Below are 18,319 nucleotides of genomic sequence, written 5' to 3' on the forward strand. Positions count from 1 at the left end.
ACGAAAACCATACTATGGGCGATCGTCTTCCTCTTCTTCCAGCTCAGGTGGCATCAGATCTTCACGACTGATATTCATCATCAGCAGAATATTCGCTGCGACATAAATCGAAGAATACGTACCAACAACCACACCAATCATTAACGCCAGTGCAAAGTTATGAATCAGCTCACCACCCACAAACATCAGCGCAGCCAACACCAGAGCGGTCGTTAATGAGGTCATAATGGTACGACCCAAGGTCTGATTGAGTGATTCATTGATCACCGCAACCGGGCCACCATTACGCACAATGCGGAAATTCTCACGAATACGGTCTGCCACAACAATGGTATCGTTCAACGAGTAACCAATCACGGCCAGCAACGCTGCCAACACGGTTAAATCGAAGTCCCACTGGAACAACGAGAAGAAGCCAAGAATAATCACAACATCGTGGAATAACGCGGCGACTGCACCAACAGAGAACTTAAACTGGAAACGCGCAGCAACGTAAATCATGACAATAAACAGGGCCAGCAACAGGGCCAAACCACCCTGGTCACGTAATTCTTCACCCACATTAGCGCCTACAAATTCAGAACGCTTCAGGGTAATTTCATTGCCTTCAACCGCTTGTTGCAGAACCTGTAGCACTTCGTTGCCCAGATCGTCGCGAAATGCTTCAGACATACGCACCAGCAAGTCGGTTTCAGAACCAAAGTTCTGAACAACAACGTCTTTATAGCCGGCGTTATTCAGCACCTGAGTGATCTGATCCAGATTTTCTGGCTGCTGGTATTCAACTTCCAACAGCGTACCGCCGGTGAAATCCAGTCCAAGATTTAACCCCTGAGTCGCCAGAGAGCCAATCGAAGCAATGATCAACAAGGCCGATAATGCCAATGCTGCCATGCGCAGCTTCATAAAATCGTAGGAAGGTACCTTGCTCATGACTGACCTCCGATAGACAGTGAATCAATACGACGGCCACCATAAATGGCATTGATAATCGCACGGGTCAGTACGATGGCAGTAAACATAGAGGTGATAATGCCGAAGGACAGGGTTACCGCAAAACCTTTCACCGGACCGGTTCCCGCTGCGAACAGAATCACTGCTACCAGCAAGGTGGTTAAGTTAGCATCCAGAATGGTCACAAATGCACGGTCATAACCTTCATGGATGGCTTGCTGTGGCGAGCGCCCCGCTAATAGTTCTTCGCGTATCCGAGAGAAAATCAATACATTAGCATCCACCGCCATACCAACGGTTAACACGATACCGGCGATACCCGGCAGGGTTAACGTTGCACCAATGATTGACATCAGGGCAATCAGAATCACCAGGTTAGCAACCAGAGCAACGTTCGCTACCATGCCAAACAGACGATAGAACACCACCATGGCCACCAGCACCAAGGCCAGACCCAGCGCTACAGATTGTGTCCCCAGTTCAATATTTTCCTTACCCAGGCTTGGGCCTACCGTGCGTTCTTCAACGAAGAACATCGGAGCCGCTAACGCACCGGCACGTAACAACAGCGCCAGCTCAGATGCCTCTGCCGTTTCCAGACCAGTGATACGGAAGCTGGAGCCTAACGTACTTTGAATCGTTGCCAGAGAGATAATGGACTTCTCGACGACCTGAACGGTTTTTGGCGTTTCAACACCATCAACCATTTCATACGTGGTTTTCGGTTTGCGCTCGACAAACAACACAGCCATTCGACGCTTGATGTTTTTACGCGTCACCTGGGTCATGCGTGCGCCGCCCTTGGAATCCAGATCAATATTGACCTGCGGGAAGCCATTTTCATCAAATGATGGCTGCGCATTGGTAACACTGTCACCGGTGGTGATAATGGTTTTCTGCAGGCGAGCCGTGCGGAACTCATCATTCCGGAATGGGTATTCTTCAGTGGAGAAACGGCTGGCACCTGGCTCCGCTTCTAAACGAAACTCAAGATTTGCCGCTTTACCCAGAATTTTCTTCGCTTCGGCAGTGTCCTGAACACCCGGCAGTTCAACCACAATACGATTACGGCCCTGACGTTGCACCAGAGGCTCAGCGACACCCAGCTCATTCACACGATTACGGATGGTCGTCAGGTTTTGCTTGATGGCATAGTCTTCAAATGACTTGATGCGTTGCTCAGTAACGCGCAATACCAAATCATAAAACTCACCATTGTCTTCGCTGTTGCGAATAAATTCGTTGTAGGTGCGGGCAATAAAATCAGACGCCTCATCGCGTACCGCTTCGTCTTTAAAGCTGATACGCAACACCGAACCTTCAACCTGAATGCGGCGATATTTCAGTTTTTCTTCACGCAGCTTGTTACGCAATTCATTGCGGTAGTTTTTAAACTTACCGGCTAAGTAGTCTTCCATATCCACTTCCATCAGGAAGTGCACACCACCACTCAAATCCAGACCCAGTGTCATCGGACCAGCACCCAGATCCAACAACCAATCCGGCGTGGTTGGTGCCAGATTCAGAGCCACAATAAACTCATCCCCTAACAAACGTTGCACGGCGGCTTTCGCAGGTAACTGGTGATCAGTTTGGGTTAAGCGGAATAACGCCGTAGCCCCATTCACCTCTTCGCCAAAGAATTCGATTTGTTTATTCGCCAGAGCACTGCGCACACGCTCCAGCGTGGCTTCACTCATTTCGGCGCCTGAACGTGCCGGAGTCACCTGAATAGCCGGATCCGGCGGATACAGGTTAGGTGCTGCATAAATTGCTGACAGCAGCAACACCAGCACAATCAGAATGTGTTTCCAGATGGGGGTTTTATTGAGCATACAAGTGCCCTTTTCCTTTATTTCGAGAGCGTCTGATAAAAAGAAACCCGGCTATCGGATGAAAGCCGGGTTTAGTTCAGCGTTTTACGCTTTGATTTCTTTGATCGTGCCCTTTGGCAGAGCCGCCGTTACCGCGATTTTCTGAACCGGCAGTTCCACGCCATTTGCCACCTCAACGACGATAAAATCATCAGTGACCTTGGTTACCTTGCCCAGAATACCACCGGCCGTTACCACTTCATCGCCTTTGCTCAGACCACCAATCAGGTTTTTATGTTCCTTCTGGCGCTTGCTTTGTGGACGCCACAGCAAGAAATAGAAAATTAACAGGAAGCCGCCCAGAAAGATCAACTGACCCGTCACACCCATAGGTTGTGCTGCAGCACCTTCAGCCAGAGCCAGTGGTGATGTTGCTAATGCCAGTACGGCGAACAAAAATTTCATTCAGATTTCCCCAACTTGGTAACAATAATGTCGATGCCACACGGCATCGGTTTAATTAATTCCGAAATATTTTTCTGAATTATTCCGCTTCAGTAACGGTTTCTAATGGCGGTGTTTCCATGCCTCGCTTGGCATAGAACTCATCAACAAAGTCGGCAAATGTACCTTCTTCCAGAGAGCGGCGCAAACCAGCCATCAATGTCTGGTAATAATGGAGGTTATGAATGCTATTTAAAGTGGCACCTAAAATTTCTTTACACTTATCCAGATGATGCAGGTAAGCACGGGTGAAATTTTTACAGGTGTAGCAATCACATTCACTGTCTACCGGCTCAGTGCTGGTGCGGTTCGCAGCATTACGAATCTTCAGCACTCCGGTTGATGTAAACAGGTGTGAATTGCGGGCATTACGGGTTGGCATCACACAGTCGAACATATCGACCCCACGACGAACGCCTTCCACCAGATCTTCTGGTTTGCCGACACCCATCAGGTAGCGCGGCTTATCTTTTGGCATTTTCGGCGCAGTGTGCTTCAAAACACGCATCATATCCGGCTTTGGCTCACCGACGCTCAAACCACCTATGGCATAGCCATCAAAGCCAATATCGGTCAGCCCTTCGAGTGATTCATCACGCAGGTCTTCGTACATACCACCCTGAATGATGCCAAACAAAGCAGATGGGTTATCACCATGAGCATCTTTGGAGCGTTTAGCCCAACGCAGCGACATTCGCATGGAATCGGCGGCTTCTTTCTCGGTGGCCGGATACGGCGTGCACTCATCAAAAATCATGACGATATCCGAACCCAGATCACGCTGAACCTGCATCGAACTTTCCGGCGTCATCAGCACTTTTTCACCATTCACCGGAGACTGAAACGTCACGCCTTCTTCGGTAATTTTGCGCATATCACCCAGGCTGAATACCTGAAAACCTCCGGAGTCCGTCAGAATCGGCTTATCCCAACCAATAAAATCGTGCAGATCACCATGCTGCTTGATGATTTCCGTTCCCGGACGCAGCATCAGATGGAAGGTATTGCCAAGAATAATATCGGCACCCAAATCATTGATCTGATCCGGATTCAGGCCCTTTACCGTGCCATAAGTACCCACCGGCATAAACGCAGGAGTCTGTACGTCGCCGCGCGGGAATTTTAAGGTGCCACGACGTGCGTGACTGCTGCCATCGGTGATTTCCGAGTGCAGCTCAAAATCCATAAAACATTTGCGAGTCATAACCTGTGCCTTGCTACTTAGTACTTGATAAATTCTGGGTTTGTTGAAAGTGCTGCTGGGGAGTCACAAACATAGCGTCCCCGTAACTGTAAAATCGATACTGCTCATTGATGGCCTGCTCGTAAGCCGCCATGACATATTCCTTACCAGCGAATGCAGACACCAGCATGATCAGCGTCGATTCCGGCAGATGAAAGTTAGTGATCATGGCATCGACACTGCGGAACTGATAACCCGGGTAAATAAAAATTTCGCTGTCGTCGTAAAATTCAGCGATTTCACCCTGCTGACTGGCACTTTCCAGGCTGCGTACCGAAGTCGTACCTACCGCAATAACACGCTTGCCGTTGGCACGAGTGGTTTTAACGGCATTCACTACCTCAGCCGACACCTCAATATACTCAGAGTGCATCTGATGATTAGTGACGTCATCTACCTTAACCGGCTGAAACGTACCAGCACCCACGTGCAGAGTGACATACGCAAAGTTAACGCCTTTATCTTTTAACCGGGCCATTAATGCATCGTCAAAATGCAACCCTGCGGTTGGCGCAGCCACCGCACCGGGTTTTGCTGCGTATACGGTTTGATAACGTTCTTTATCTTCTTCTGCATCATCACGTTCCATATACGGTGGCAATGGCATGTGGCCAACATCATCCAGCAATGCCAGCAACGGTTTGTCACCAGAGAACTTCAGGTGAAACAAAGCGTCTTTACGGCCCAGCACTTCAACCGCGGTACCCTTCTCTTTAGAACCACCGAGATAAATCGTCTGCCCAGGTTTCGGGGAACGGGAGCACTTAATGTGTGCTAACGCTTCATGCTCGCCTAAAACACGTTCAATCAACGCCTCCAGTTTGCCGCCGCTTTCTTTTTCACCATATAGGCGTGCAGGAATCACTTTCGTGTTGTTAAACACCAGTAAATCACCTGCTTCAAGCATGGATTCGATATCACGAAAGATATGATGCGCCAGGCCGCCATTTTCACCATTCAGGCACAATAAACGGGACGCACTACGCTCTGCCATCGGATAACGAGCGATCAGCTCGTCAGGCAATTCAAAATTAAAGTCACTGGTTTTCATGTTTCTGATGCAGTCGTGGAATCATGACGAAACAAGTGCCAGTCGTTTCCAGCTGACACCTTGATTAAGAAGTGCGCAAGATTACCGGATAAGTTTCACTAAGTTAAGGAAATCATTAGAAAAAAACTGTTGACACCAATAATTTCATCTGTAGAATGCGCCGCCACTGACACAGCAGATGCCGATTTGCCAGAGTGGCGAAATTGGTAGACGCAGGGGATTCAAAATCCCCCGCCTTAACGGGTGTGCCGGTTCGAGTCCGGCCTCTGGTACCAGTTTGATTGCAGGTACGCTTCGGAATCTCGGTCAGTGAAAATGACTTATTGAATTTCTACTTTTCAATAAGTGAAAAATGCCCAGGTGGTGGAATTGGTAGACACGCTAGCTTCAGGTGCTAGTGGCCTTACGGCCGTGGGAGTTCAAGTCTCCCCCTGGGCACCACTACTTACTACAAACAGCCTTGTTTAATGTAAGTCAGTTGGTGCCGCATTTTTCGAAAACGCACTTTATTTAGCTCTTCAATTGAAGATTGCTAAACGCCTTGCCCAGGTGGTGGAATTGGTAGACACGCTAGCTTCAGGTGCTAGTGGCCTTACGGCCGTGGGAGTTCAAGTCTCCCCCTGGGCACCATATCAATAAACTTATTTTTGTCCGAATTCGAATAATTGGTCGAATAGCCCACACGTTTTATCTTGATATTGTCTAAGCTCAATGAATCTCTGGTCGTTTAACCGTGGGAATCACAATGGACAATCTGTCAAAAACACCGATACGCCTTTTTCTTGCCATCATATTGTCCGCTGCCATATCCGGCCTTGTTACAGCACTCAGCGCAACGGCTTTCATCCCATTGCTTTTAACCACATCCATTTCCAGCGTCATTCTGGCTCTGTTATTTAAACAATCAACCAACACGACGCTCCAAAAAGCCGACGACACAGATCAGAACACCCCTCCCTCCCTGGCAGAGTCGGTTTCTCATTACGGAGGTGACATCGCTATCGCAGCCGCCGAAGTATCATTTGCCGCAGACCAACTTAAAGGCAAAATACACGATGAACTGAACGACACCGAACAATTAATACAATCAACTCTGATGATTCGCGAGAGCATCGGTAGAATTGTTGAGCAAACCTCCCAGGCGGCCAAAACATCCGATATCGCTAAAGAAGCCAATCAAAAAGGTAAAGATTCATTGGAAAAGATTCTTCCGCAAATGGAAGGAACACTACAACAAACCAGTGAAAACAGCGATCTGGTATCTCAGTTGGAAGCAAAATCAAGCCAGATTCAATCAGTAACCAGAGTGATCAGCGATATCGCCGAGCAAACCAATTTATTAGCACTGAATGCCGCCATCGAAGCCGCACGCGCGGGTGAGCAAGGCCGTGGTTTTGCGGTGGTTGCCGATGAAGTTCGTGCTCTTGCTGCCAAAACATCCGATGCCACTGAGCAGATTGGAAAAACCGTTGTTGAAATCAACTCAGAGATCAAACAAACCGTTACCAATAGCAACGCGCTAAGCACCACAATCGCAGAGTCTACTCAAATGATCCGGGAGATTGATGAGCACCTGAGCGAGATTTTCCAGTACTCTGATGACACGCAATCGTCTATCAAAGATATTGCCCAAAGTGTCGAAGTTAACAGTCAGGGCGTGCATCAGATATCCGACATCCTGCAACAAACCAGCCAGCGCTTACAGGAAAACGAAACAGACATCAGCAATATATCCGCTCGATCACTATCGCTATCCGAGACAGCCGAACAAATCTATGAAGCCATTGGTGAAGAGGCTTTATCCGGCATTCATCAGCAGGCATTACTTGAAGCAAAACAGGCCAGCCATGCCATCTCTGCTCGTTTCGAAGAAGCCATTCAAGCCGGCCAAATCAGTGCAGCCGATTTGTTTGATAAGAACTATCAGCCCATTCCAAATACCAATCCACCCAAGCACTCAACCCGCTTCGATCAGTTTACCGATAAGGTATTGCCGGATATTCAGGAAGCCGTATTACAGCGGCGGCCAGGATTTGCTTATGCTGGCGCGGTAGATACCAACGGCTACTTCCCCACTCACAATAAGCGCTACAGCCAACCTCTGACCGGTGATTACCAGACCGACCTGATCAACAACCGCACGAAACGAATTTTCAATGACAGGACTGGTTCACGCTGCGGATCAAACACCCGCGAGATGCTGTTACAGACCTACAAACGCGACACAGGTGAAGTTATGCACGACCTGTCAGTACCCATCATGGTCAATGGACAGCACTGGGGTGGGTTCCGCGTAGGGTACCGCTCTGATGATTAATCAGAATTCATAACTCAGTCACAACTTTTACGCCTGTACTTTGCTACTGTAGATATCTGTTAACACAGGATTAAAAGATTTTCAGCGCGTAACAGCGTGATCGAAACAGCGTTAACAGCCCCTAAAAACGCGACAACAGCGTTACTTAATAACAAAAACATCTTGCCGGATTTGATTAGCAACGATGCAGAGGTACTCATGAAACAGACAAAGCCCGGCTTAACGACCGGAGCCTTGCACTGGCTGTGTGTATTTACAGCCTTACTAATGCTTGGCGCCTGTTCAAACGATTATTCAGGTAACGTTGGCGGTGCATCCGCCGGCGAAGAATTTAATCCGATTGGCCCCATCAATGAAAATGGCCGCCAGCAATATCTGGCTCAATGTGCTAGTTGTCATGGCGTTGACGGCAATGGCACACCATCTGGCTCCTCTCTGGTAGGCTGCGCCACCTGTACTTCCATCAGTGTATTGGCCGATGAAATTGAACGCACGATGCCCATTGGCAACGTCAGCCGCTGTACCGGAGATTGCGCCAACGATACCGCTGAGTACATTCTTCAGGTATTCAATAACCGCATATTAAATGGCGGGACCAGCAATCTCGACGGTGTCACCAACGCCGCTCAACAAGCAACTCTTCGCAAGGCAACGCTGCAATTTGCAGGCCGACTTCCTACTCAGGCAGAGCTCAGCCAGGTCGCCGACGGTGGCGATATTGCGTTAAATGAAGCGCTCAATAACATGATGGATGAGGAGCCTTTTTATCAAAGTCTGATGGAAGTCTTTAACGAGCAGCTGCTGACCGATAAATACCTGACTCGCAATCTCAATGAAGGCGGCATTAATCTGCTGGATACTGACGACTTCCCTAATCGCAAATGGTACAACGACACCTATGCGGATAATAACAATATGCGTAGTTGCGTTCGCACACACACTAATGATGCTGTTGCCCGGGCACCATTAGAATTAATTCGTTACGCTGCCAAAAACGATTTGCCACACACCTTGTTTATGACCGCCGACTTTATGATGGTCAACTGGTATAGCCAGCAAGTCTTTGGCGCACAACTGGTAAATCCAAACGACAGCTTCCGTGAACTTGATGAAGTGGTATGCGCCATCGAAGATGGAGAAACCCTGTATTGGGATCCAACCGACTTTAAACCAGCACGTATCACCAAAAACCTTCAATATGAACTGGGCGGCATGCCGCACGCGGGGGTTCTTACTTCCCCCATGTTCCTGAATCGTTACCCAACCACCTTTACTAATCGCAACCGGCATCGTTCAAAAACGGTATTTGACTATTTCTTGGATACCGACATTTTGAAAATTCAGGGATCTCGCCCAGGAGACGGTATTGGGGATGAATTACCGAACCCAACGCTTTTGGATGAAGCCTGTTACCCATGCCACCAGGTTATGGACCCGGTTGCATCTGCCTTCCAACACTGGACAGACCGTGGCCAATACATCGTCACTGGCAGCACCTCACCCAATCGCTGGGATAACTCCGACATTGAACCCGCCGGCTTAGGTGGTAAAAAAGTTCCACTCTCCGGCAGTGAAGGTAACTTCCGCAATATGCTTCAGTGGCTGGGTAAAGAAATTGCGGCAGACCCGCGCTTTATCCGTGCAACGGTAAGAACCCTGTATAAAGGCATTATCGGACAAGAGCCGCTGTTGTCTCCTGGCGAAAATGCCAGCGAGGCGGACCAGAAAGCGTTTAACGACCAACGCGCCATTCTTAACGGCATCGGCCAGGCCATGGCTGCCGACAACTGGAATATTAAAACGGCCGTCCGTGGCATCATTCTCAGCCCCTATTATCGCGCCGACAGTGTCGATATTAATGAACTGGCCAGTAACAAACACATTGGTTCCAGCCAATTCCTGAGCCCTGAGCAATTACAACGCAAGTTACAAGCAACCATCGGAATTGCCTGGGATGATCTGCGTTTTGAAAACAACCGTCTGATGCTGGGAGGAATGGACTCAGACTCCATTACCGAACGCATCCGCGAACCCAGCGGCCTGATGATTGCTATTCAGAACCGTATGTCGGTTGAAATGGCTTGCCGTGGTGTCCCTTACGATTTCACCTGGCACAGCAGTAAACGTAACCTTTTCCCATACGTGGAAATTGATACCACACCACTGGCTGAAAATGGCAACCCTATCCCTGATTCGATCAATGCGATTAAACAGAACATCCAGCATCTTCACTGGACGTTATTGGGTGAACGCCTTGAGTTAAATGATCCAGAACTGGAAGCCAGCTACCAACTGTTCTTGCAGGTATTCAACCAGGGGCAAACCATGCTGGCCTCTCCCAATGACTATGACCCTTATCCGGTTTACCTGCCCTGTCAGGCCCGACGTGACTTCCGTGAAGATGGGCGCAGCGGCGACACCATTGTTGACACATCCGAAGAGAGCGAAGTCGCTATCGAAGATCGCCGAATTCAGATTCGCGATGATGAAAACTACGTTATCCGTTCATGGATAGCCGTAGTGACCTATTTATTATCTGACTATCGTTTTGTTTACGAGTAACAGGAGGCTGCTATGAAACGTCGTAATTTTTTACAGCTGCTGGCAGCGACTGGAATGTCAGCCCACTTACCGGTTTTTTCTTCTTCAGCCCAGGCCGCAACTACCCCGGATCGTTACCTGGTAGTGGTCAACGCCGGTGGCGGCTGGGACCCAACGTCCATTTGTGACCCCAAAGGTTTAAACCGTGCTTACCTCTCGAACTCGGACCGTTTTGAAGGCTCAACAAACTCAGTTGAGCTGGATAACAACAAACGTTTTGGCCAGATTCAGTGGAGTGCCATCCCTGAAGGAGTGTCCAACGACGAAGACGTCAGGCTTCGCATCGAAAATCAGTTTGACCAGTTTTTTCAAAATTATGGTAATCGTCTGACAGTGATCAATGGCATTGATAACGGTACCAATAATCACGATACAGGCAATCGCATCACCTGGTCTGGAAACGAAGAGATTGGCTATCCGTCTATCAGCGCCCTTTACGCCGCTGCAATCTCCCCTAGTCTGCCCATGGCCTTTATCAGTAATGGCGGCTACGACTTCACCGATTCATTAGTTGCCCGGGCTCGTGCCAACAGTGCTGGTTTCATTAACGAAATCTCCGATCCGAATTATTGGTATACCGATAACAACGATCAATTCCGGAGGGGCCTGCACTACCGCTCCCGGAATGATCAGGTTGATATTTATAAGATGGTTCAACAGGCGCAAAACAATCGCATTCAGCGTCAACAGACTAACGAGTCACTGCCAAAGAAAAGAGAGCAACTGAGCCAGTTATTTACCGTACGCGGTGAAGACAACAACCTGTCGGCATTAAAAGTTCACCTGGACGATATTCAGGCAAATGTCAGTCGCGATACCAACTGGAATGAAAACCGAGCAAACTCACTAAAAAGTCAGGCTGAGGTTGTTGCGGCTGCTTTTAAAGCCAATCTGGCAGCCAGTGCCAATCTGAGTGTGGGCGGCTTTGATACTCATGGCAATCATGATGCCAGTGCCTACCCAAGGCTTGGTGATCTGATGGAGGGAGTACATTTTCTCAATCAGGCCCTGAGCTATGCGGGTATCGCTGATAAAACCACCATTGTGATTGGTTCTGACTTTGGACGCACTCCCTATTACAACTCAGGTAACGGCAAAGACCACTGGCCAATTACCAGCGTTATGGTATTACACCCAACCACCACCAACACAGGGGGCCGGGTGTTTGGTGCATCCACCAATGACTTCCGGGCACAAAAAATCAATCGCCAGACGGGGCTCGCTGACTCTGCAGGCGACACTCTTGGCCCGCAGCACGTTAACCACGCATTACGCGAGCTGATGGGAATTCAGAACAGTCCATTGATTGCCGACTACCCCTTAAATGCGAATCCATTTAATATTTTCGGTTAACAAACACTCTGAATATTTACTAAAAGGAAATACCGTGCGTTTTATCACAAGCATTTTTGTTCTGTTGTTCTCAGCAACCACATTATCTGCAACCGTCGGTGAAAAAGCCCCAGGGTTCAAACTGCCATTGGTTACTAAAAAAGGGCAACTGTCCTTATCTGAATATCGTGGCAAGGTTGTGTATGTGGATTTTTGGGCCTCCTGGTGTGGCCCGTGTCGGAAGTCACTGCCACTTCTTAATGACATGCGTAATGAACTGAAAGGCCAGCCGTTTGAAGTACTGGCCATCAATCTCGACGAAGACATCAAAGATGCCCGCGGCTTCCTGAAACAATTCCCTGTGAGCTACCCTACTCTGCACGATGGGGCTGGCAATACACCGGAAGACTATGAGCTTAAGGGCATGCCGACCTCTTATTTGATTGATAAAAATGGAATTGTTCAGGCAGTACATACCGGCTTTAAACCGTCGGACATGACCAAAATTCGCAAAGAAGTTGCCAGCCTATTGGGTCTGAAAACAGGTAAAAAATAATGCCAAACACTCTGCCGTCACTTCTGCTGATGATTGTTACATTGATCGCCATGTCGGGCTGTGCCCAGGTAAAACCCTGGGAACGGGGAAATTTGTCGAAAGACATCATGGCCTGGGAGATCGACCCGCTGAAGAGTTCACTCGACAGCCATATTTACTTCAGTAAAGAAGGCTCGTCCGGTGGTGGTCAATCAGCAGGTGGTGGCTGCGGCTGTAACTGAGTCGATGCAAGGAAGTAGCATTGCTACATCCAATAATCAGAATAAGCGCAAAAGATGCAATAAGGGCCTGAAGGAAATTTCATGAAATCCAAACACAATGCATTGGCCGCACTGGCTGCGGCGGCATCGATTCCTCTGACGGCCCAGGCTGAAGTCACTCCGGAAGATCAGGTGATTGCGTATCGTTACAGCCAATACTCTGAAGATGACAACCCCAGAGAGCGAACCATCACCCCCGAAACCGGCCGCTATGATATTGAGGTTCATCAACTGCGCCATGCCCGTCCGCTGGGTGAAGACTGGTATATCGATAGTCAGATGCAATACGAAACCTTATCAGGTGCATCACCACTGCAAACCTACGAGGAAGACGGAAAAAGTGTTTTGGTTACATCAGGAGCAACCATTGATGAACAACGATTTGATTTAAAAGTATCACCCAAACGATATTTTGACGACGGCAGCCTTGGCGGCACCTTGGCTTATTCGACCGAAAATGATTATGAGTCCATCGCCCTGGGAGCCGACGGCAGCCTGGAGCTGTTTGATAAACACACCACCCTGCTGGCTTCTTTCAGTGCCTCTTATGACACATTGAGCCCTACCGATATCGATGAATATCCGGCCCGCGAAGAATTTGATGGCAAAAACAAACGTATCGTGTCGCTATATCAAGGGGTCAGCCAGGTAATTGATAAAAATCGCGTGATACAGGTAGGTGCTGGACTGACCCACCTGTCTGGCTATTTGTCCGATCCTTATAAAACCTATGACTTGCGTCCAGATGAGCGTGATCAGTTTACCATCAGCGCGTTATATCGACATTTTTTAAATGTCGGTGATGGCGCGGCATTACATGCCGATTATCGGCTTTACTCAGATGACTGGGGTATATTTTCTCATACTCTGACAGCGCGCTGGGCTCAGTCTTTTAACACATCATCCATGCAGTTCTTAGTCACTCCACTAGTGCGTTATTACCGCCAAACCGAAGCGGACTTTTATACCCTTGAACGATTCCCTGCTGATGAGTTTTACAGCTCTGATTCTCGCCTGTCTGCGTTCGGGGCAATCACTATTGGACTTGATACCAGGGCGCAATGGCAAAACTGGACCCTTAGTCTGGATATGCAGTATTACACCTCCGACGAAGAACTGGGTCTGATCGAAACAAGTGATACAGAAACACCTTCCCTGCTGACTTACACCATATTAAGCTTCGGAACCGAATATCGTTATTAGTGGTTTCCGATGCAACTTCATCGTTTTTCTTTTACGGCCATGGCATCACCCTGTGAATTACATTTATCAGGTGATGCTGATGCCTGCCAACTGGCGGCTTCCCAGGCCGAGCAGGAAGTTAAACGCATCGAACAAAAGTACAGCCGTTACCAGCCTGATTCGGTACTCAGCCAAATCAATCAACAAGCGGGCAAAACAACCCGCATTGACCCTGAAACGTTTTTTTTGCTCAACTATGCACGCGTCTGTTTCCAGCAAAGTGATGGCCTGTTTGACATCAGTTCAGGCGTATTAAGGCAGGCCTGGGATTTTAAGCAAGCAAAGCTGCCCAGCCAGCAAAAACTCTCTCCGCTCTTGAAGCGCATTGGCTTCAACTCAGTCGAACTGACGCAAGATCAGGTACTGATGCCAGCGTCGATGGAGATTGATTTTGGTGGTATTGGCAAGGAATACGCAGCCGATAAAGCTGCAGATATTTGCCGCCAGCATGGTATTCACAGAGGCATCATCGATCTTGGCGGCGACCTGCTGGTATTAGGCCCTAAACCCGATGGTAGCCCCTGGCATCTGGGGGTTCGTCATCCGCGACCTGCGTCTGCTGATCAGGCCTTTGCCCAGCTGCCCGTTTATGAGGGAGGTATGGCCACCAGCGGTGATTATGAGCGTTTTTTTGAACTCAACGGTCAGCGCTACTGCCATTTATTAAACCCCAATACCGGATTCCCGGTGGATCACTGGGCTTCCGTCACGGTATTAACGCCCAGCTGTTTATTAGCGGGTACATTTTCAACCATTGCCATGCTGAAACAAGCCAGTGCAATTGAGTGGCTGAAGCAACAGGGGTTACATTTTCTGGCTATCCGCCCGGATGGTTCACATATTGCTGCCACAGGCTCACAATAGAGCTCTGAATGTGCACCGACCATAACAACAAAAACAGGGAACTGACATGATTAATGCTGCTGCAAACACTCGCCCGCATAAGCTGTTAAGCCAGGATGACTACCAAAGCTACGACGCCATGGGTCTGGCAGAGCTGGTACGACAAGGAGAAGTCAGTGCAGAAGAACTATTGCAGGCCGCGATTCAGCGTGCCGAAGTGGTTAACCCTGAAATTAATGCCATCATTACCCCACTGCATGACTTTGCTCGTGAACAGATACGCAACGGTTTACCGCAAGGGCCATTTAGTGGCGTTCCGTTTTTATTAAAAGATTTATTGGCGTCATTAGCCGGCACTCCGATGAGCAATGGCAGTAACGCCTTTAAAGGTCAACTGTCTCCCAGTGATAGTGAATTGGTACGGCGTTATAAAAACAGCGGCGTGGTCATTTTTGGTAAAACCAACACCCCTGAGTTTGGGCTGATGGGCGTTACCGAACCCAAAGCGTTTGGCCCTAGCCGCAACCCATGGGATACACAACATACGCCGGGCGGCTCCAGTGGTGGCTCAGCCGCTGCCATTGCGGCGGGCATTGTGCCAATGGCTTCCGGTGGTGATGGCGGTGGCTCAATTCGTATTCCATCAGCCTGCTGCGGTTTATTTGGTTTAAAACCCAGCCGCGGAAGGACACCTACCGGCCCTTACTACTCGGAATTATGGGATGGTGCCGCGGTAGAACATGTATTAACTCGCAGCGTACGAGACAGCGCCGCGATGCTGGATGTGATCGCCGGGCCGGACGGCTCAAGCCCCTATCCATTATCAATGGAGTCCTCCTATCTCGACGCCTTAAATCAACCATTAAGACCCCTCAAAGTTGGTTTCACCACCCGTTCGTTTGTTGGCAACGACATTGATGCTGAAGCCATCAAAGCAGTAGAACATACGGTAAAACTGCTAACTGAGCTTGGCCACGACGTTGAAGAAGTCGAGCTGCAACTGGATGGCGAGGCCCTGGCCGATTCTTATCTGACCATGTATTTCGGCCATGTTGCCGCTGATATGGAATACGCCGCTCAGTTGTTAGGTACTGGTTTTGGCAATCTGGATGTGGAAGATGCCACCAAGACCGTAGGCTATCTCGGCAAAGCCATTTCGGCAGAACAATTTGTGAGCGCCAAACGACGCTGGAACCAGTTTGCTCAAACGATGGCCATGTATCACCAGCGCTTCGATATATTACTGACACCGACCCTGGCAACACCACCAGTTGAAATTGGTGCATTTGAACCACCCGCTTCTGAAAAGCTGGCAATGAAATTCGTCAATGCCTTTGGTTTGCATAAATTATTATTGAAAAGTGGCATGGTAAAACAAATGGCCATTGAGAGCCTGAAAAAGCTTCCGTTTACCCAGTTGTCCAATTTAACCGGAGCACCGGCTATGTCAGTGCCATTATATTGGACAGAGTCCGGGCTGCCGCTGGGCGTTCAGTTTATGGCACCCATGGGAGATGAAAAAACCTTATTCCAACTGGCGAATCAATTAGAAAGTGCACAACCCTGGTTTAACCGAACTGCCCCAATAAGTTGAAATTTCAGACGCTCACACGATTTCAATAAAAAAGAGACAACCGCAATAAAAAAGAGGCTGCAGTAACAGCCTCTTTTTTATTTTAAAATCCTAAACTGACCACGGCCTTTTCTCCTTTTTGAGGATGACAAGGCGTGACACGTTTTACTAAGTCCTGATGTTGCTGATGGAACCAGCGCTGGATGTTCACTTCACGCAACTTTGCCAGCGACTGCCAGTTTTTCATATTATCCGTTGGTTTTTCAGACAGCAGCTTATGCTCCTCTTCGCTGGCAAAACCACACACTTTTAATTCCAGATTTTCTTTCTCAGCCATCATACCGGCAACTTTCTCCAGGTATTCCTGATGCTCTTTTGTTAACTCTGCCTGCAATGGTTCAAATGCCAGGTCATCCAGGCGGATTGCCAATAAATAATCACCGGCATAACTCGAAATAGAAATTAACGCCGTATAAGGCTGGAGCATTTGCGTCAGGTAATAGGTCACTGCTTCCTGTACGGCAAGAACACTGAGCTGATTAATCAAATCATTTAAGCCAACATCCGGGTCATGTAACGGGCCAGAAATGGGTAAATTCAAGCGAATATTATTATTGTCATCCCGTAAAATTGAGAAGGCCGTATCAAGTGGCATCGATACCTGCTTACTGAGACGATCGATGGTTTCCTGGTCAACCGGAGTAAATTTACTATTGCGTAAAAATATCCTAGCTTCGCCATCCATATGTTCATTGTTAATACTGAGGTTCACCCCTAAATCCAATGAACCATGTAAAACATGATAACCCGTCGCGTCGGCCACATAGCCGTTAAAAGGAACCAAATCCAGGTGATCGATTAATAACTCAACCGTGCCTTGCGGGGTTAACCCCGCCTCTCCATTGTTTAACCCCAGCTCCGCCGTTAAGCTCAGGTCGTCATAGTCATCGAAGTTAACATTCAGCTTTAAAGGTATTGGCTGCTTAAGAATCACGTCATCACCACGAAATATCACATCCACTTTACCAGCATCCAGTTGCTTAATTGCCAGTCGAACGTCCGCAGCAGGACTCACCTGTTGATCGTTAAACTCAAGATAAGATGGCTGCTCCTTTATTTGCTGCAAACCCTCAATAACCAGAGAGAATGATTTATCAGAAGATTTTTTCAGCTCAGCTTCTGTTGGCTCAGCGTATTCTGTTACTGGAACGTCTTCTTTTACCGCAATGTCTTCTGTTATAAGGTCACGAGCCTCATTCGTTAAGTCAGTTGTCTCCGACGGCGTACTTACGCGAGTTTCTGCAGCCGTTAATCCTGCGATATAGCCATCGGCTGTTTTCTCAAGACGAGCAATCAATCCAGCATAACGATGCATCCCGGTCTGCAGCTGCTGTTCATTCAGCATGACGTGAATATCCGCAACTTCATAACGGGCTAAAGACGTCAGTTTATTTTCACCAATTTGTAAATCATTCAACACCATTGCTGTAGCTGTGACGTGTTGTTGATTTGCATCCAGCCCTGAGAGTTGAAACTTTTCCAGCGAGACAGCCGGTGAATTCTCTTTTTTCAAAGCCAGTTGGGACAAAGTAATATCCCCTGCCACCTGTAACGCATCGCTCACATGAATATTGCTGAATTCAAGAGCAGACAAGGTGGCTTGCTCCGTGTTTTGTGCGGAAACGGAAAAACCGGTCAAGGTTGCATTACCCAAAAAGCGCCGCTGAAATAACGCCATGGGCTGCCAGCTGAGATCAAAACGTTGCAAGCCTAATGTCGCCAATTGTGGAATGGTTCCAGCTTCTGCCTGCTTAATGTCAACACCTTTCACCATCAAGGTTCCGTGCCATAAGGATACGTCAACCTGATCAATCACCAGACTCTGACCCGGATGTTGTTCGCCGTACCACTGTTGCGCATATTTAACGGCAAAAAACGGCCCTAACGTCATCAACAACCAATAAAAGCCGATTAAAATCAGGCTGAAGTAGACAATAACTTTAAACAGAGGCTTTATATATCGGGGCAT

14 protein-coding genes and 3 tRNA genes are annotated in these 18,319 nt (G+C 48.4%); 11 read left to right on the forward strand and 6 right to left on the reverse strand.

Annotation, left to right across the window (positions count from 1 at the left end):
• Positions 1 to 12 precede the first annotated feature (12 nt).
• The 5 genes from secF to queA all read right to left on the reverse strand — a co-directional run bounded on the left by secF (position 13) and on the right by queA (position 5,566).
• Entirely contained in the window at positions 13 to 933 is a 921-nt protein-coding gene (secF, locus tag KFF03_RS09540; RefSeq protein WP_255856665.1) for a protein translocase subunit SecF, read from the reverse strand.
• Positions 930 to 2,789 carry a protein translocase subunit SecD gene (gene secD, locus KFF03_RS09545; protein WP_255856666.1) on the reverse strand — a complete coding sequence of 620 codons (1,860 nt, stop codon included), beginning with the start codon at positions 2,787 to 2,789 and terminating at the stop codon, positions 930 to 932. The genes secF and secD overlap by 4 nt, the downstream gene beginning before the upstream one ends.
• An 84-nt stretch (positions 2,790 to 2,873) precedes the next feature.
• The gene (yajC, locus tag KFF03_RS09550) at positions 2,874 to 3,233 is read right to left on the reverse strand and encodes a preprotein translocase subunit YajC (protein ID WP_255856667.1); all 360 of its coding nucleotides are present in this window, start codon (positions 3,231 to 3,233) and stop codon (positions 2,874 to 2,876) included.
• Between the two features lie 79 nt (positions 3,234 to 3,312).
• Positions 3,313 to 4,476 (reverse strand): tRNA guanosine(34) transglycosylase Tgt, encoded by a 1,164-nt coding sequence (gene tgt, locus KFF03_RS09555; protein WP_255856668.1) that lies wholly within the window; start codon positions 4,474 to 4,476, stop codon positions 3,313 to 3,315.
• Positions 4,477 to 4,489: 13 nt separating this feature from the next.
• Positions 4,490 to 5,566 (reverse strand): tRNA preQ1(34) S-adenosylmethionine ribosyltransferase-isomerase QueA, encoded by a 1,077-nt coding sequence (queA, locus tag KFF03_RS09560; protein WP_255856669.1) that lies wholly within the window; start codon positions 5,564 to 5,566, stop codon positions 4,490 to 4,492.
• 188 nt (positions 5,567 to 5,754) lie between these two features.
• Between queA and KFF03_RS09565 the strand changes: the two genes are divergently transcribed.
• The 11 genes from KFF03_RS09565 to KFF03_RS09615 all read left to right on the forward strand — a co-directional run bounded on the left by KFF03_RS09565 (position 5,755) and on the right by KFF03_RS09615 (position 16,311).
• Positions 5,755 to 5,841: transfer RNA gene (locus KFF03_RS09565), tRNA-Leu, on the forward strand.
• A 79-nt stretch (positions 5,842 to 5,920) separates the two neighbouring features.
• Positions 5,921 to 6,007: transfer RNA gene (locus KFF03_RS09570), tRNA-Leu, on the forward strand.
• Between the two features lie 102 nt (positions 6,008 to 6,109).
• Positions 6,110 to 6,196: transfer RNA gene (locus KFF03_RS09575), tRNA-Leu, on the forward strand.
• Positions 6,197 to 6,311: 115 nt separating this feature from the next.
• The gene (locus KFF03_RS09580) at positions 6,312 to 7,883 is read left to right on the forward strand and encodes a methyl-accepting chemotaxis protein (RefSeq protein ID WP_255856670.1); all 1,572 of its coding nucleotides are present in this window, start codon (positions 6,312 to 6,314) and stop codon (positions 7,881 to 7,883) included.
• Positions 7,884 to 8,081: 198 nt separating this feature from the next.
• Positions 8,082 to 10,445, forward strand: a complete 2,364-nt coding sequence (locus KFF03_RS09585) for a c-type cytochrome (RefSeq protein WP_255856671.1) — start codon at positions 8,082 to 8,084, stop codon at positions 10,443 to 10,445.
• A gap of 12 nt (positions 10,446 to 10,457) precedes the next feature.
• A complete protein-coding gene (locus KFF03_RS09590; protein ID WP_255856672.1) occupies positions 10,458 to 11,837 on the forward strand; it encodes a DUF1501 domain-containing protein in 1,380 nt (459 codons plus the stop codon).
• 34 nt (positions 11,838 to 11,871) lie between these two features.
• Complete coding sequence (locus tag KFF03_RS09595) at positions 11,872 to 12,372, forward strand: TlpA disulfide reductase family protein (protein WP_255856673.1); 501 nt, start codon at positions 11,872 to 11,874, stop codon at positions 12,370 to 12,372.
• Positions 12,372 to 12,593, forward strand: coding sequence for a DUF4266 domain-containing protein (locus tag KFF03_RS09600; protein WP_255856674.1), 222 nt, complete (start codon positions 12,372 to 12,374; stop codon positions 12,591 to 12,593). The genes KFF03_RS09595 and KFF03_RS09600 overlap by 1 nt, the downstream gene beginning before the upstream one ends.
• A gap of 81 nt (positions 12,594 to 12,674) precedes the next feature.
• Complete coding sequence (locus KFF03_RS09605) at positions 12,675 to 13,835, forward strand: DUF3570 domain-containing protein (protein ID WP_255856675.1); 1,161 nt, start codon at positions 12,675 to 12,677, stop codon at positions 13,833 to 13,835.
• A 9-nt stretch (positions 13,836 to 13,844) separates the two neighbouring features.
• The gene (locus KFF03_RS09610; protein ID WP_255856676.1) at positions 13,845 to 14,738 is read left to right on the forward strand and encodes an FAD:protein FMN transferase; all 894 of its coding nucleotides are present in this window, start codon (positions 13,845 to 13,847) and stop codon (positions 14,736 to 14,738) included.
• 46 nt (positions 14,739 to 14,784) lie between these two features.
• Positions 14,785 to 16,311: an amidase gene (locus tag KFF03_RS09615; RefSeq protein WP_255856677.1), complete on the forward strand. Its 1,527-nt coding sequence runs from the start codon at positions 14,785 to 14,787 to the stop codon at positions 16,309 to 16,311.
• 82 nt (positions 16,312 to 16,393) lie between these two features.
• Here KFF03_RS09615 and KFF03_RS09620 read toward each other — a convergent pair whose 3' ends face one another.
• The gene (locus KFF03_RS09620; RefSeq protein ID WP_255856678.1) at positions 16,394 to 18,319 is read right to left on the reverse strand and encodes a DUF748 domain-containing protein; all 1,926 of its coding nucleotides are present in this window, start codon (positions 18,317 to 18,319) and stop codon (positions 16,394 to 16,396) included.

It is taken from the genome of Bacterioplanoides sp. SCSIO 12839 (assembly GCF_024397975.1).
Classification (GTDB): Bacteria; Pseudomonadota; Gammaproteobacteria; order Pseudomonadales; family Oceanobacteraceae; genus Bacterioplanoides.